Source organism: Candidatus Uabimicrobium amorphum, from assembly GCF_009002475.1.
Lineage (GTDB): Bacteria > Planctomycetota > Uabimicrobiia > Uabimicrobiales > Uabimicrobiaceae > Uabimicrobium > Uabimicrobium amorphum.
Genome location: NZ_AP019860.1, coordinates 2,107,914 through 2,123,871, shown reverse-complemented (window position 1 = coordinate 2,123,871; position 15,958 = coordinate 2,107,914). Strand labels below are relative to the sequence as shown.

8 protein-coding genes are annotated in these 15,958 nt (G+C 39.7%); 2 read left to right on the top strand and 6 right to left on the bottom strand.

The window, feature by feature from the left end; translation table 11 throughout:
• Window positions 1–33: 33 nt before the first annotated feature.
• The 4 genes from UABAM_RS07430 to UABAM_RS07415 all read right to left on the bottom strand — a co-directional run bounded on the left by UABAM_RS07430 (window position 34) and on the right by UABAM_RS07415 (window position 8,450).
• Window positions 34–807: an SDR family oxidoreductase gene (locus tag UABAM_RS07430; RefSeq protein WP_151967365.1), complete on the bottom strand. Its 774-nt coding sequence runs from the start codon at window positions 805–807 to the stop codon at window positions 34–36.
• Between the two features lie 5 nt (window positions 808–812).
• Window positions 813–1,529 carry a DUF4388 domain-containing protein gene (locus UABAM_RS07425; RefSeq protein ID WP_151967364.1) on the bottom strand — a complete coding sequence of 239 codons (717 nt, stop codon included), beginning with the start codon at window positions 1,527–1,529 and terminating at the stop codon, window positions 813–815.
• A gap of 88 nt (window positions 1,530–1,617) precedes the next feature.
• Entirely contained in the window at window positions 1,618–4,947 is a 3,330-nt protein-coding gene (locus tag UABAM_RS07420) for a HEAT repeat domain-containing protein (RefSeq protein ID WP_151967363.1), read from the bottom strand.
• Window positions 4,948–5,051: 104 nt separating this feature from the next.
• A complete protein-coding gene (locus UABAM_RS07415; protein ID WP_151967362.1) occupies window positions 5,052–8,450 on the bottom strand; it encodes a methylmalonyl-CoA mutase family protein in 3,399 nt (1,132 codons plus the stop codon).
• Window positions 8,451–8,641: 191 nt separating this feature from the next.
• On the opposite strand from UABAM_RS07415, the gene UABAM_RS07410 reads away from it, so the two are divergent.
• Both UABAM_RS07410 and UABAM_RS07405 read left to right on the top strand, forming a co-directional pair.
• Window positions 8,642–10,813, top strand: a complete 2,172-nt coding sequence (locus UABAM_RS07410) for a GAF domain-containing sensor histidine kinase (RefSeq protein WP_151967361.1) — start codon at window positions 8,642–8,644, stop codon at window positions 10,811–10,813.
• 133 nt (window positions 10,814–10,946) lie between these two features.
• On the top strand, window positions 10,947–12,617 hold the full coding sequence (locus UABAM_RS07405) for a tetratricopeptide repeat protein (RefSeq protein ID WP_151967360.1): 1,671 nt from the start codon (window positions 10,947–10,949) through the stop codon (window positions 12,615–12,617).
• 363 nt (window positions 12,618–12,980) lie between these two features.
• On the opposite strand, the gene UABAM_RS07400 is transcribed toward UABAM_RS07405, so the two are convergent.
• The gene (locus UABAM_RS07400; protein ID WP_151967359.1) at window positions 12,981–13,514 is read right to left on the bottom strand and encodes a ZrgA family zinc uptake protein; all 534 of its coding nucleotides are present in this window, start codon (window positions 13,512–13,514) and stop codon (window positions 12,981–12,983) included.
• Between the two features lie 88 nt (window positions 13,515–13,602).
• The gene (locus tag UABAM_RS07395; RefSeq protein WP_173013178.1) at window positions 13,603–15,927 is read right to left on the bottom strand and encodes a transglutaminase family protein; all 2,325 of its coding nucleotides are present in this window, start codon (window positions 15,925–15,927) and stop codon (window positions 13,603–13,605) included.
• Window positions 15,928–15,958 lie beyond the last annotated feature (31 nt).

Genomic DNA, 15,958 nt, shown 5'->3' with positions numbered 1-15,958 from the left:
AATTGCATAAGCGGTCGATAGTATGCCGTTAAACTAAGAAGGCAAACCCACGTTGCTAAAACCACCGTCTACGCGTATATTTGCTCCGGTAACATACGAGGAGGCAGGCATGGCTAAAAACGCGATTACTCTGGCGACTTCCTGTGGCTCGGCGACTCTCCCCAAGGGAGTGTTGTGTAGTATTTTTTGCAATTTTTGTGGATCGTCAAGGACTGGTTTGGCCAGTGGCGTGTTTGTATACCACGGTAGAACTCCATTCACTCGAATTTTGTCTTGCGCCCATTCTACAGATAGATATCGCGTCAATTGATCTAAAGCGGCTTTGGTCATCGAATAGATTGCACCAGAACCGATGTACTTTAAACTAGCAACAGAACTCACATTTATTATGGATGCTGAAGAAGATTGTTGTAGAAGTGGATGTAGTAGGCGTAGCAAGTCCCAAGTAGAGGTAATATTTGTTGCGGTAATATGTTGGTATTCTTCGTCGGTGTAGTCTGTGGTATTTTTGCGTATATTGGTGGCAACATTATTCACCAATATATCGAGTTGCGACCACATCTCTTTAACATACTGATGAATTGCATCACGTCCAGATGTTGTGGAGACATCTGCGCAAATACCATGTACGCAGATACCTTTTTGTTTCCAAAAAGATATCTGTTGTTCAATACTGCTTTGATTTCGCGCGACAATACAAACATTTGCTTGAAGTTTTACAAATTCTTCGAGTGTTGCTAAACCAATTCCTTTGGTACCACCGGTAATCAACGCCGTTTTGTTTCGTAAATCCCAATGGCTATCCATTTTTTTTAACCTTCATCGAGAATTCTCAAACCTTCTAACAGTAATCGTTGTAGGTTTTCGCGCATTGTTTCTTGTGGGGGGACTTTTTGCTTATCAAATTGGAATTGTCCTTGTTCCCATTTCATGATGTCAAAAAAAGCTCTTTCCCCGGTGTTATCATCAGAAATTTGTGTGTATACAACACTACCATCTCTAAAATAAATATCACCCACTAAATCATTATTTTGTATAGTAAGACATCCGGTTTGGTTGTCTCCACTGAGCATTTGTAGAACGCTAAACAGTGGTATTGTTTCAATATTCCCCTGTAGACTTGAGCGTAAACTCTTAATCTCCTCTACCGATGGAACACGAAAAGCACCTTGTCCATCAGTTTTAAGCGTCTTATTATGTTGAAATTCACTCTTCTTTTCTGACTCTCGGTACGTGATTAATTGGTTACCAATTAATATCTTGTCACCTGTTTGTAATTTATGCTGCGCTTCAATAATTTCATCATTAACAAAGGTTCCATTACTACTTCCTAAATCTTCAATGATAAAACCACTATCTCCCCATTTTATCACTGCGTGATATCGCGAAACGTTATCTAATGAAAGAACCAAGCGATTATATACTCCACGACCAATTGTGAATTCTTCTTCTTTCTGCAATTGTGCTAGAGGATACGGCGGGCACTCAACATAGGCGACAATATTCTTGTTCTTATTTTCTTCAGTCATTTGTATTTCCAAATGAATAGGATCTTTATTACATATATGTTCACAGTTTTATTTTAATGCAAATCTCATCGCGAGTCAAGGTGCGAATTTAATTATCAGAAAGATATTCCAGAGCTTCCTGAACTTTGGCTTTAAGTTCCTCATCTTGAGAAGCCGCGATGACAGAAATTTCTGAAGTATAGTTGGCGCTGTTTCCTGCAGAGTTGATGATCAACGCATCTAAGGCTTCCAGGCGTAAAGCGGTACTATATTGCGAATCAATGGCTACACGTACGAAAAATTCACTTTGCGAATCTACACGCATGGTGCTAAGTGCATTGAGAATACGCCTCTTGATTTCATCGTTGTTGATCTCGTAAAATTTGGAAATCATCGCTTGCTGAACTTCGTAGTTCTTTGGAGCAATCTTTGCTAAAGAATACGCTGCTGCTTCTAAAATTTTCTTATCCTGTTCACGACTAAACGTGTCTAAAATAGAACTCTTCGCACGAGTATCGCCAATTTTTTCCAAAGCGTTTATCGATGCTTTGCGATTTTGTAAGTCTTGAGATGTCAGTAGTATATTTTCTAACCATTCTCGCGCCTCTGGTGCATGGATGCTTCCCATCGCCCAAATGCATAATTTTTGTACTTTTTTGTCCTGGAATTGATTGTAGAGTTCTTTTATGAAGCTAGCATCTTCTGCGGTTAGTGCACCTTTTTGCGACATTCTGCGCAATGCCCTCATCACTTTACTGGCATTACCCTCACTCCCCGACAAATACTCCCGTAAACTTTTGGTTTTTCTCTGCGTAGAGTTATTGTTTTTTGTTGTTTGCGGATTTTGTTGGTTCTGTTGTTTCGGTTTTTGCGTCTCTTGTTTTTTATTATCGTCTTGCGTAGGGTTTTTGGGATTTTCAATGAATTCGAAATCTTTTTCGGTAAATTCTTGGTCGATATTTGTCGTTTTGTTGTTGTTTTTCTTCGGTTTATTTACCGTTTCTTTATTTTGTGGCGTATCGTTGTCCTTGAAATATGGCTGCACAAACAGAAACACCAGTCCACCTGTAAAAATAATCAACAGCAAAGGAATGGCTATTTTGGAAACAAAAGAGCTTTCTTTTTCCTGGTAACCCTCAACATATTCTAACGCCGTTGGAATAGCACTGTGAAGTTTCGGCTGGCTAAGAGAAATAGTGCGTCGTAGTTGTGGATTACTCGGCTTTTTTTCTGGCGGTGTTATTTGTATTTTGTCAGACTTTTTTTCTTCATCGGGAATATTTTCTATTTCGAGTAGGGGATCATAATCATCATCCATATCACGACTGAATTTGTCATACAGTTTTTCAATATCTGTATTTTCGTCAATGTCGTCGAAAGATTGTAAAAAAGAGTCTACTTCGGTGCTAATGTCCATAATATCGGGTTCTAAGGGCTGGAATTCGCCTGAATCACCTATTTCATCGAGGTGATCGGGCATTTGCTCACCGCTATTGAAGTCGACATAGTATTCTTCAAAGTTCTGTTCTTTGAGTTCGTTTTTTATTTTCTCTTTTTGTTGAGCGCGTTTCTGTGCAAATTCTTGGTTTCCAGAACTTTGATCGGTTTCTATTTCTGTGAGAATTTCATCGTAAATATCCACCTGCGATTTTTTGGCTTTCGCTTCTTGAGGACGGTCTATGCGTTTGGCGATTTGTTCAAAAACGTTGGTTCTCTTTCCCACAATTTCGCGTTGTGTGGGCAAACCTTTTTCTTTGGCATCTATATTTGCCATAACATAACCATAAATGGTCTCTGAGTACTGTTGGTAATTGACAGGTGTGCGCGACGAAGGTACCGCTTGCTTTTGTTCTGTTTGCGGTTGCTCTTGTTGTGCTTGGGCTTTTCTCCGTGCGCGTTTCTGTAAACTCATGGTAATGGTTTTGCTAAATTTTTGCAGTATCGCTGTCGCCTTTTTGTTCCCGGAAATTTGTTGCTTATCCTTTTCCGAAATGGGAATCGCGGGTAAAGACATTGTTTGGCGTAAACGATTTTGCAGTGAATCTTTTGTATCCTGCGTTTTTCCCTGAATCGCTTCCATTTCGATGAGACTGTCGCCGATGAGAGGGACTGCGGAAACTACATTGCTTTGTTCACCAACGATATCGGCAACCGGAGTCAGTGTTTCGGAGGCACGTTGCGTTTGACTGTATTCTGCTTTTTGCGATATATTTTCTACGATATGCTGTGGTACCTCGGCGTTTAGATGTTTGTAGATACTGCTAATGGCTTCGGTCAGTTCTCGTTCTTGCAAATCAAAGGCCGGTGCGTAGTCGCCACGTTTTCTAAAAAACAAAAACGTATTGTGTTCCACTAACTCTTGAGGAATGGCTATCGGTTTAGCGGCGTCAATACGCAACGATTGCATGATCGTTTCGTATTTTAACTTTACTTGTTGCAGTGTGTCGCAATCCACTGTTTGTGGCGCACTGTTTGGCGATAACGTCACGAAGTGTTCTTGCTGATCACTTTGCAATACATAAATGCCTAAACCTTTGAGTATGTCGTAGACTTGTAGTTCGTTGAGCAAATACATGTGCAGCATAACTTCGGGAAGTTGTAGTTGCTTATTTTGTTGGAAAGCGCGGTGTTGAACCTTTAAGGCATCACTGATTTGTTGTGCGGTAATTTTATAGTATTTGCTTGCCAAGTCTTCAAACATTTTTTGTTGTAGAAGCCATAGTAACTCGCGCAGGTTTTTGTTGTAGCCAAGAAAAACTTGCTTAACCAACTCGAGATTTTTTTGTTTTTCTGCTTGCTGTTGCGATTTATCTAGAGTGCTTAGATAGGTTTCATTTGCCATAATTGGCGTGGCAATCCAATGCTTAAATGTCGCAATAACATTGTGAAACTCTGTGTCAAGCTCGCTTATTTTCATCAATGAATGTGTTTCCATGTTGAGAAAGACAAACAAGTCGTGACTTTCTTTGGTTTTTTCTGGAACACGTCGCGGCCACCAATAGTCAATGCGCAAGAAACGCAGTAGTTGTTCGCGTGTTATCTCCTCCGCTTTTTTTAGCTGGAGATTTTTGCCGTGACGTGTTCGTTCTTCTTCTGTGGAAAACAATGCTTTGTAATGAGTTTTTGTTTGTGAATCATACAACAACTCTTCTCCGAGAATACCGCAAATCGTGTATATCTTTTCCTCATCTAAGAGATACATCTGTAGTAAAATTTCTCCGATGTGGATTTGCTTTCCGGCGTTAAAAGCGCGTTTCTGAGTTGTTTTGGCTTGCTCTAATTGCACTTCTGTTAAGTATTCTAATTGCAGGCACATTTTGTAAAAAAGTTTTTGTTTGAGTAACCATATATATTCGTGGCAGTAGTGAGTATAACCAAAAAATAGTTGTGCCAGATTATTTTTTTCGTTTGATTTATCGTCAAAAAAATTATTTTTCATCAGTTTTTTTCCAAAGCATTCATCCAGATTTATACGTTTATCCCAATTATAAACACTTAACAGAAAGTTGCCCGTCAGTCGAAAACGGGCCCATATAAAATATACTACATATTACGTCGATACTGCCCACCAATGTTGTATAATGAGTTAGAAATTTGTCCTAATGAACAATGTTTCGCGGCTTCCATTAACGATGTAAATATATTTTGCTGTTGTAAGGCGCTACTACGTATTTGTTCTAGAGACTCTGTTGTTTGTTGTGGAGAACGTTTTTGTACGGCCGCAACGTTTTGTATTTGCATTTCTTTTTCCTCGGAGGTAGAACGAATAACTTCTTGAGGTATAATTGTGGGAGAGCCTTTGGCATCAAGAAAAGTGTTCACACCGATAATTGGATATTCCCCTGTGTGTTTTAGGTGCTCGTAATACATCGACTCTTCTTGTATTTTACTACGTTGGTACATTTTTTCCATAGCACCAAGAACACCACCACGCTCTGAAATTCTTCTAAACTCTGCGAGAACAGCCTCTTCGACTAGCTGTGTGAGCTCTTCAATGATAAAGGAACCTTGAAGGGGGTTTTCATTTTTTGCTAAACCCAATTCGCGATTTATAATAAGTTGTATGGCCATTGCACGACGCACAGATTCCTCTGTTGGTGTTGTGATCGCTTCGTCGTATGCATTTGTATGTAGTGAGTTACAGTTGTCGTAAATAGCATAGAGGGCTTGCAAGGTAGTTCTGATGTCATTGAAAGCTATTTCTTGTGCGTGCAAAGAACGTCCTGAAGTTTGAATATGATATTTGAGCATTTGTGATCTTTTATTACCATTATACTTCATTTTTATTGTTTTTGCCCAAATTCTTCGCGCAACGCGTCCAATCACAGAGTATTCTGGGTCAATTCCATTGCTGAAGAAGAAGGAAAAGTTAGGTGCAAAATCATCGATGTTCATTCCACGACTTAAATAGTATTCAACAAAAGTAAAACCATTGGCAAGTGTAAAAGCAAGTTGGGTAATCGGATTTGCTCCCGCTTCTGCGATGTGGTATCCCGAAATAGATACGGAATAAAAATTGCGTACCTTGTGGTCGATAAAGTATTGTTGAACGTCTCCCATAAGTCTTAGAGCAAACTCTGTGGAAAAAATACACGTGTTTTGTGCTTGGTCTTCTTTCAATATGTCGGCCTGTACTGTTCCGCGAACGCTGTTTAGCGCCTCTGCTTTGAGTTTTTGATATGTTTCTAAAGGCAGGACTTCATCTCCCGTGACCCCCAGTAGCATAAGACCCAGTCCGTCATTCCCTTCCGGCAATTCACCATGATATTTAGGTTGGGCAATACCTCTTTGCGCATAGATATCTTTGATTTTTTGTTGCACTTCTTCCTGTAGACCGTTTTGTAAAATGTACTTTTCACACATTTGATCAATCGCGGCATTTAAGAAGAATGATAGTAGAATAGGGGCTGGCCCATTGATGGTCATCGATACCGAAGTTTTTGGCGAACACAAATCAAAACCAGAGTATAGTTTTTTCGCATCGTCTAGTGTGGCGATACTAACACCGGAATTTCCAATCTTGCCATAAATATCTGGTCGGTGAGCTGGGTCTTCTCCATACAAAGTGACGGAGTCAAACGCGGTACTTAAACGTGCGGCAGGCATATCTTTACTTAAATAATGAAAACGGCGGTTGGTTCTCTCCGGTCCGCCTTCTCCGGCAAACATGCGTGTAGGGTCTTCTCCTTTACGCTTAAACGGAAAGACTCCCGCGGTAAATGGAAATTCGCCTGGGAAATTTTCTTGCGCTGTCCACTCGACAATGTCGTGCCAATCCTGAAAACGCGGTATGGCAATTTTGGGAATAGGTACGTTGCTGAGTGAGGTGGTGTAGTTTTCTACTTTGATTTCTTTATTGCGTACGGTGTAAGTAAAGTGTTGTTCACGGTATTTCTGTTTTGTGGTTTCCCAGTGATCGATTTTGTCTTTGACTTCTGGCAAGAGTTGCAATTCTTTTTTCTTGATTTCTTCGTCTAAAATAGTGGTGTCAACACCTTGGAGTATTTGCTTACTCCCCTTTAATTTATACAAATCTCCCGCGATTTGTGCTTGCTTACTCATGTCACCATTGTAACGATCGATTTCATCGCAGATTTCTGCGAGGTAGCGGGTTTTTTTGGGGGGTATGATGTATATTTTTTTGCTGGTGTCGGTGACGAGTTCTTGGGTGGACTTCCAGCGTACACCGGTGCTTTCGATGAGCAAATCGATAATGTTTTTGTATAGTTGATTCATTCCCGGATCATCGAATTGTGAGGCAATGGTACCAAAAACCGGCATGTTATCAGGAGATTCACTGAATAAGTTGTGTGCACGTTGGTATTGTTTTTTGACATCGCGTAGGGCATCTAAAGCACCGCGCTTATCGAATTTATTCAAGGCGATGATGTCGGCGTAGTCAATCATATCTATTTTTTCAAGTTGTGTCGCAGCACCGTATTCAGGGGTCATCACGTATAGAGACGTATCCACAAATTCGGTAATCGCTGAGTCACTTTGTCCAATACCTGCTGTTTCCAAAATGATAAGATCAAATTTGGCGGCTTTGTAGAGATCAATCACTGGTCCCACATTTTTATTCAAAGCAAGGTGGGCTTGGCGTGTGGCCATGGAACGCATGTATACCCGAGGGGTGTCGATCGCATTCATGCGGATTCTGTCCCCAAGTAGTGCTCCTCCTGTTTTGCGTTTGGAAGGGTCCACACATATGATGGCAATATTTTTATCCTGAAAATCATACAAAAAACGCCGCACAAATTCGTCAACCACCGACGATTTTCCCGCGCCACCGGTACCCGTAACTCCCAAGATAGGGACTTTGCTATGGCGGATACTTTCTTCTATTTCCTCAAATATTTTTTCAACCGTAGCGTTGTCGTTTTCCATAGCGCTTATGATATTTCCCAGAGCCAAATCTTCGCGCTTTAATAGACCACCTATTTCCCCTTGTAGTAAACGGCCAGCGGGGAAGTCACATTTTTCGAGCACATCGTTGATCATCCCTTGTAGACCCATGGCACGCCCATCATCTGGCGAGTATATACGTGTAATTCCGTAGTTGTGTAGCTCGTCTATTTCTGTTGGAAGAATAGTTCCACCGCCACCAGCAAATATTTTGATATGCTGTGCTTTATTCTTTTTTAAAAGGTCGTACATATACTTTAAGTATTCTACATGTCCACCTTGGTAGCTGGTGATGGCAATTCCTTGAACACCTTCTTGTATTGCACAATTGACAATTTCTCCTACACTACGGTTATGCCCTAGATGTATAATTTCTGCACCAGAAGCTTGTAGCATTCTGCGCATAATATTAATACTAACATCATGGCCGTCAAACAAAGATGCTGCCGTTACCATACGAATTTTGTTTTGCGGTTGGTATATTTTAGGCGTTTCAGGTATAACATTATCATGTGTTTTTTCGACCTGTGTTTGCATAATATACAGCCTTTCTATAAGATATAATTGAGTAATGGCAAAATATCATAATGGTTACATGACCACTTTGCATATTTGTCAGCCAACTGTAAGTTATGAATAGAAAAGGAATGCGGGGAGTTTACCGGCAATACTGTATCATTTTTAGTAAAAATTTTCTATTAAATTTTTAAAATGCTCGGAGCGAGATTTTGCCAAAAATAAATGAAATGATTTTTCCTATATTTGAAATATTTAGTTTCTTATTTTTAAGTGTGTTGCAGATCAGTATATTATTTTTGATTATGAAGCGTAAGAACCGCCAACACAACGAAACTATTTTTGCGTTTTTTACTTTTGCGGCATTTGTGTGGAATTTTAGTGTTTTTATTTCACATATATCTTTGTATTTGTACACTCAGGTCAATGTTGTGGAGCAAATCTTTAGTATAACGGCGACTGTGGGGTTTACCATGTTGCATCCACTCGCGGTGCATACATTGATAAACTTCATCGAAACGCGGTACTTGAAGTTGCGAATCTACACGCGCTATGCGGCTCTTAGCGCTTTATATATCCCCACGATATATTTCTTCCTCTATCCGTTGGTCCAAAAAATCATGATGTTAGAAAATAGCCCACGCGAAAATCTGCTCGCCCAATTTTCGGTGTGGTCGTCTATTCTTTTGGTCATTTCGTGGCTTATTGTGGTAAAACTATGCCGCTCACTAGAAGACGAAGAAGAAAAGAATTTTTTGAGCATTTTTGACTGGTTGGTAACATCCGTTCTCGTTATTTATTTGGCAACATTTATTTTGAATATTCGTTCAGTTCCACATGTCGGAGAGTATCTGAACTTATTGAGTCATATTCTCGTGTCGTTACTACCGACATTATTTTGTTACTATTTATACCGCTATAGTTATATCGAATATGTTTTTAAACGCGGTTTAATTTATACGGTCTTGGGGTCGTTTATTATCGTGTTTTATCTCTCGACAATTGCGCCGTTTGGGAAGGTGATGGAAAAGCATTTGAGTATTAACTTTCGCATTTTGCAAGGAATGCTGATTATGGTGATGGTTTTTTTCTTTGATACTTTGAAGAAAAAGCTACTCGAATTATTTAATCGAATATTTTTCCGCGAAAATTTGTATTTCCAAACAATTATCAGCAACTTGTCGAAAACAATAAATCAAGTACACATGGATATTGATGACTTACTGGATTATACAGCATTTAGCATTAGTCGTGCTCTAAAGATACGCGCGGTTTCGATCATTCTTTTTCATGAACAGCCGGATAAGAGTTTATCTATTACGGGGAGCACATTGGCGATTATGCCTGAGGACATCAAAGAAATTATCAACTACATCAAAGTGCACAAACCACGCGTTCTCAGCCGTTATCATTTGCGGGAAGAAGACGTCGAAATTTTTAGACAAATGAAAAACATAAAAGCTTTCAATGTCATTCCCATTTACCAAGAGAGCGAACTTGTTGGTTTGCTAAATATAGGAAAACGTCCGGTACGTAACCACTTAATTCCCGAAGAAGAAGAGATGTTTTTAATTTTGGTGAATCAAATTATCACCACCATAGAAAATACAAAACTCGCAAGGGAAAAATTTGCTCTGGGGCGTAAGATGTACGAATCGGAAAAATTATCTTCCCTAGGAAGATTGTCGGCGAGTATTGCTCACGAAGTAAAAAATCCGTTGTCTTCTATTAAACTCATCACCCAAGTGATGAAAGAAGACCTTGATTCTGATGATCCTAACCAAGAAGGACTGGGGATTATTATCCAGGAAATCGACCGTTTGTCGCGGGTAGTGAACCAACTTTTACACTTTGCAAGGCCGCGTTCGTACGCCGAAGAGCGCATCAATATTGCCGATGTGATTGCCAACGTAACCATGTTGATCAAACACAATGCCCGGCGTAATAATGTTGAAATTGTTGTTGAGGTAGATCCCATAGAACTGTACTGTGATCAAGATGCGTTGATGGAAATTTTTCTGAACCTGACAAGCAACGCGATTCAATCTATGCCCCAAGGTGGCAAATTAGAAATTTCGAGCTATAAGAAAAAAAGTAAACGCCATGTTCTGGAATATTGTGTTGTCGAAATTTGCGATAATGGTCCAGGAGTTCCCGTCGAAGAACGCGACAAAATTTTTGAACCTTTCTATACAACAAAGCAGACGGGAACAGGCCTCGGGTTGGCAATTGTAAAAAGACGTTTGGAGAGAATAAAAGGAGACATTCGTTTTGCCGATAATCATCCTGGGGCGAAATTCTCCGTGAGAATACCACTTATATCCCCAAATGAAGATGAGGTGAATGACTTGGGGGGCAATAAAAACGAAGAAGACAGCGCATAAGGCCGCTGGTGGTATTGTCAAGTTGCGAAAAATGCAGTATAGTAAAAAAATAATTCTGACGGATTTGGTGAACGATAAAAAATAACCACAGAGATTTCAGATACATAGAACAAGAATTTTTAAGGAACGCTTTGTGACTTTAGAACAATTTTCTTCGGATTTGCAGCAGCAAAAATATGGTAAAGCACTCGCATACTTTATTTATATCAAGAAAGAGCAAGAACTAGAGAAGGCCAGCGGTATTTTAGCAGAGGTAATCGCGGGAAGTGAACAGGTAACTTCAAGTTTATTGCAACAAGAACTTAGCGAAATTGAGTCGCAAATTTTGTGTGAGCGTTTACAAACTAAAGTGGACAAGTGCCTTGCCAGCTACGCCAATACAAAAGCAAGATGGAATGTTTTGTTGAAAACGCACTCTCTACTACAAGAGTTGTGCGAGAAGCGTCCTGAGTGTGTAGAGCGTATGAGAAATTTGGCGATGTCTCATGAAAAACAAGGAGATTTGCACCAGCATAGTGGAGACTTACAACAAGCAATGGATTGCTTTTTGGCGGCACTGAATGTTGGACAGTATCTCTATCAACAACATCCAGATATGGACATTATTTCTCGCGATCTTTCGGTAAATTTTGAACGTTTGGCGGGTATTTTTTTGTTAATGGGAGATGCGAAACGTGGACGTCGTTATTACCACAACTCTTTAGATATACGCGAAGAATTATGGGAAAATGATCCTCAACCACAATATGCACGAGATTTAGGGGTTGTGATGTATAAATTGGCAGACCTCTATAATAAAGATGGCCGTATGGAAGAAGCGCAACAATACTATTTAAATTCACTGTATATGAGTCAAAATTTACAATTACAATATCCCGATGACACAAAATGCACACGCGATGTGTCGGTAAATTACAATCGCTTGGGTGACTTTTATTTGCAAAACAATCAACTACAAGAAGCTAAGCATTTTTACGACGAAGCGCTTAAAATACGAAGATCGCTACAAGAGAGCCATCCAGATAACGACGATTGTTTACGCGATGTCTGTGTAAATCACAGCAAATTAGCGGTGGTTTATCAACGACAAAATGAGTGGGAGCAAGCACAAAAACTGTACATGGAAAATTTGGATATTGCACAACAACTACACAAAAAATATCCAGATAATGTGGAGTTCAAACGCGACACATTGGTTCTTTGTAAAAACTTAGGTGATTTACACAGTGCAAGAGACGCGTTCTCTGTCGCAGAAAAATACTTTTCTCAAGCGTTAGAAGTATGTGGTGATTTGATGGATATCGCGCCCAAAAATGCATATTACAAGGACGACTCTGCGAGATGTTATAGCAGCTTTGGCGATGTTTTACACAAACAAAATAAGATCGATAAAGCTAAAGAATACTATAAAAAATGTTTAGATTTACGAGTGGAATTGTGTGACAACAACGCTGACAATACGGGATTTTTAAAAGATTTAGCAGAAATTTATTGCAAACTAGCGACGTTGTACGAGAAAGAGGAACTCTATGCTCCGGCAATTGAGCATTACTTACAACAGTTACAATGTTACAAAGATTTGCGACGATTGTGTACGCATGACGATGAAATGGCGCGGAATGTTGTGTTGAGCCACTATATTGTGGGAAATTTATGTGAGATGGAACAACGCATTAATGAGTCTCTAGAGCACTGTCGTAGTTGTTACAAAGCTATTTTATACATGCAAGAACACGACATGCCGCTAGATGAGTTTTTGCAAGATTTGTTGCAGAAACTCACTTTGCTACACCAAACAACCTAGAACGATTTCTGTGACGGTGATTTTCAGGAGAGAGAGTCGTTTTGGAATTGGTGCCCTCACCATCGAATTTAAGGTTTTAGCTTCGCTAAAATCCTCAATTCTCATGCCTCTCCCACAGGAGAGGCGTAATGCTTCTCTTTTGTAAAAAACAAAATTCACTTGAGTTGCGAGACAGTAGTGTAGCGTTACTATCTTTATACAATTACGGTTGTGTATGCGTGGCACAAAACAACACAAATGGAAGAAATTAAGACGTGTTACGCCTCTCCCTGTGGGAGAGGCATGAGAATAGCAGGTTTTCAGCGAAGCTGTAACCTGCTAATTCGATGGTGAGGGCACCAATCTAAAAACGACGATCAACACTTAATGGTCATGGTCGTCATCGTGATCATGATCGTGGTCGTGATCATCATGATCGTGATCGTGGTCATGATCATCTTTGTGCTCAAATTTAAAGGTGATGTTTTCGAATTTTTGTCCTTTGATTGTGCAAGATGCTACGACAGCGGTAAACTCTTCCACGCCTTTGAGTTTCTCGTGTGTTGCGCTAAACTGAGAGGTATTTTTTGCCGTTTCACCGGTTAATTCATTCGCCACACCTTTTAAATCTAACTCTAGATTTTCTTCCTTTACTTTTACATTTACTCTAACACTTTCTTGTTCCAAGCGAACATTGTTTTCCGCTTCGCCGTCGAGAATATACAGAGTTAGTTTTCCGTCTTTCAAGGCCATTTCCGCATGAGCGAAATGGTCCCCTACTTCGATAAGCAAACCACCATATTGTGGATTGTGACTGTGATGATGGTGGTTGTCTCCTGTGTTAGAATCAGGTGTTTTTCCTTCATTGCAACCACAAAAACTGAGAACACAACATAAAGCAACGATAACGATTTTCATAATAACTTTCCTTTGTTGAATGTGAAACGAGGTAAAATTTTCTGAAGTTAATTTTATGTATAGCGCATCGAATTGCAAATATAAAATATCATTCTTGTAGTTGTGACCTAATATAGGCTAGACGTTCGCGGATTTTACCATCATTAGGAAACTGTGTGAGCGCTTGGCGATGAAAGTCAAATGCCTTGCGCCAAACTTTGCCGTTGATAAGTTGTGCCCCGCGGTTGTAACAAATTTTGCGCATGTAGTCGGTTATTTGAGGAGTTTGAGAAAATTCGCTGTATATTTTCCATAGGGCTTTGTCGTTTTTTTGGACATAGGAAAGTCGTAGTGATTCGTTGATAAGCGAGTCACTAATATTTTTTTGTGTGGGAAAATTACGTAGGCATTTTGCTATTTGGTACACGGCGTATGGTTCTTTGGTTTCTTGGGCGTTTTTAACCAACTGTGTGACGACGATTTGCATGATGCGTTCTTCTTGTGGTAATTTTTTACGTAGTATTGTGGTTAATTGATGGATGCTTGCGTATTTTTTTTGCGCGAGAAAGTGTTTTACTCCTTCTTGCAACAAATAATGAAAATTATTTTCAATCTGTTTGTCTTCCGGCAGATTTTGACGAAGGCCACTGTATATTGCCAAAGCATGAGAATATACATTTTTTTGGGCATAGTTCATGGCATATTCGTTGCTGACCGCCGTGTATATTCCGCGAATGCTGGTGTATTCTTGCGGAAATTTCGTGGTGACATCGCGAAAATTTTGGTGTGCATCGTTATATTTTTTATTTTTAATGAGATGTTTATGCCATTCTTGGTAAACATACCACAAATTGTTTTTTACCGCTTGTTCATTAGGAAACATCTCGTATAATCTCGTAATCCAGGCAAAAGCGCGCGCATGTTTTTGACGTTGAAGTTCTTTATTGTACATTTCTTGATAAAGGAGCATTACTCTGGATTGAAAGTGTGCTTTTTGTGGAGAACTCTCCAACGCTTTTTCGTATATGGCGATAGCTTGGAGCTTATCGCTATTTTGTATCGATTCGGCCCAGTCTATGTATGTCTTAATCCAGTTGTTGCGCAGCGTTTCTCCTTCTTTAAGGGCCAATCCCCATTCGTAAATAGCAATGGCCTTTTGCCACTGGTTTTTACGTGTTTGATATCGAGCATGCTCATCAATTACATACCAACGCGCTTGGCGAATTTCGCTCTGTATTTCTTTGTCTGCGCTGTCGATGGCTCGTTGTAAAATTTGCATCGCATGTAGGAAATTTTGTTTGTGTCCTAGAGCTTTCTGTAGTTGAGCACTACAAATTAAAAACGCCAAATCGCGATCGCGCGGAAAATACTTTTGCGCTTTTTGCAGAACTTGTGTTGCACGATCGAATTTTTTATTTTGAATTAAATCTATGGACCAATTACGCATCATTACATAGAGATCATTGCGCAAATTCTTGTCGTTCGGGGCTAATTCTAGACCTAACTTTAGTATTTGCAAAGCCTTATTGGTTTTCCCTTTTGCACTGAGTTGTCGCGCATAGTAAGCGAAATTGACAATGGTGTTTTGACAGGCCGTATGGAAGTCATTGTCGATGAGGAGTGCTTTAAAATATTCCACGGTAGAAGCAATGTACTGCTTTTTTTTACCAAGGTCCACACCGCGATTATAGTAAATCATAGCCACCTGACGATCCACACTCATTTCGCGGCGTAAACTTTTTTTCATAACATAGCCATCAGTGTGGACGGTGATTTTAGTGGTGTCTTTTGCATGTGCGGCGTCAAATCCGGCAGGTGATGTTGTTTCTATATCCCATGCATTGCCATTGTGATACACAATAGAAAAACAATGCTCTGGTGCTTCCACTCCGCGTACATCGAGACCGAGTTTTTGTGCTAGTATGTTATACAGAAGTGATGAAGACACACAGTTATAAATACCATCGTCTAATAGCTTAGGTAGACTGGAAGAACGAATGTCATAGTGTTGTAGATGGTTTTTATGTAAGTACAATAACAGGTAAAATGCTATTTTTTTTTGTGAGGTTTTCGCGGGCAAATCACGGCGAATGGTTTGAAAAATGCTATGTATTTTTTTTTGGTACACAGTGCGAAGATTTTTATCGGTAATACCTGAAGCAATTAGGGCCGCTTCGGAAATGGAAAAAGAGTCAAAGCGCCCATCCAGTGCATCTTTTAGAAGTGGTTTTTCTATCGTCGAGATCGTTAGAGGTACTTGAGTAGTTTTTTTCAGTTTACTAATAACTGTTTGTGCTGAAGTGGGAGAAAAACGAAAAGGGTATTTGGCAAGTGTTTCATTGTAATTTTCTGTATGTGGAGTTTGTAATAAGGCAGACTGTCCATGTGCAAAAAGAAAACTAATGACAATAATCAGTATGGTGGTGTATTTCACAGCAAGCCCTTTCCTGATGATCTAGATAATA

Bases quoted from the DNA above. Each gene is read 5' to 3' on its own strand.
- UABAM_RS07430 (WP_151967365.1), bottom strand. From the start codon at position 807: ATGGATAGCCATTGGGATTTACGAAACAAAACGGCGTTGATTACCGGT.
- UABAM_RS07425 (WP_151967364.1), bottom strand. From the start codon at position 1,529: ATGACTGAAGAAAATAAGAACAAGAATATTGTCGCCTATGTTGAGTGC.
- UABAM_RS07420 (WP_151967363.1), bottom strand. From the start codon at position 4,947: ATGAAAAATAATTTTTTTGACGATAAATCAAACGAAAAAAATAATCTG.
- UABAM_RS07415 (WP_151967362.1), bottom strand. From the start codon at position 8,450: ATGCAAACACAGGTCGAAAAAACACATGATAATGTTATACCTGAAACG.
- UABAM_RS07400 (WP_151967359.1), bottom strand. From the start codon at position 13,514: ATGAAAATCGTTATCGTTGCTTTATGTTGTGTTCTCAGTTTTTGTGGT.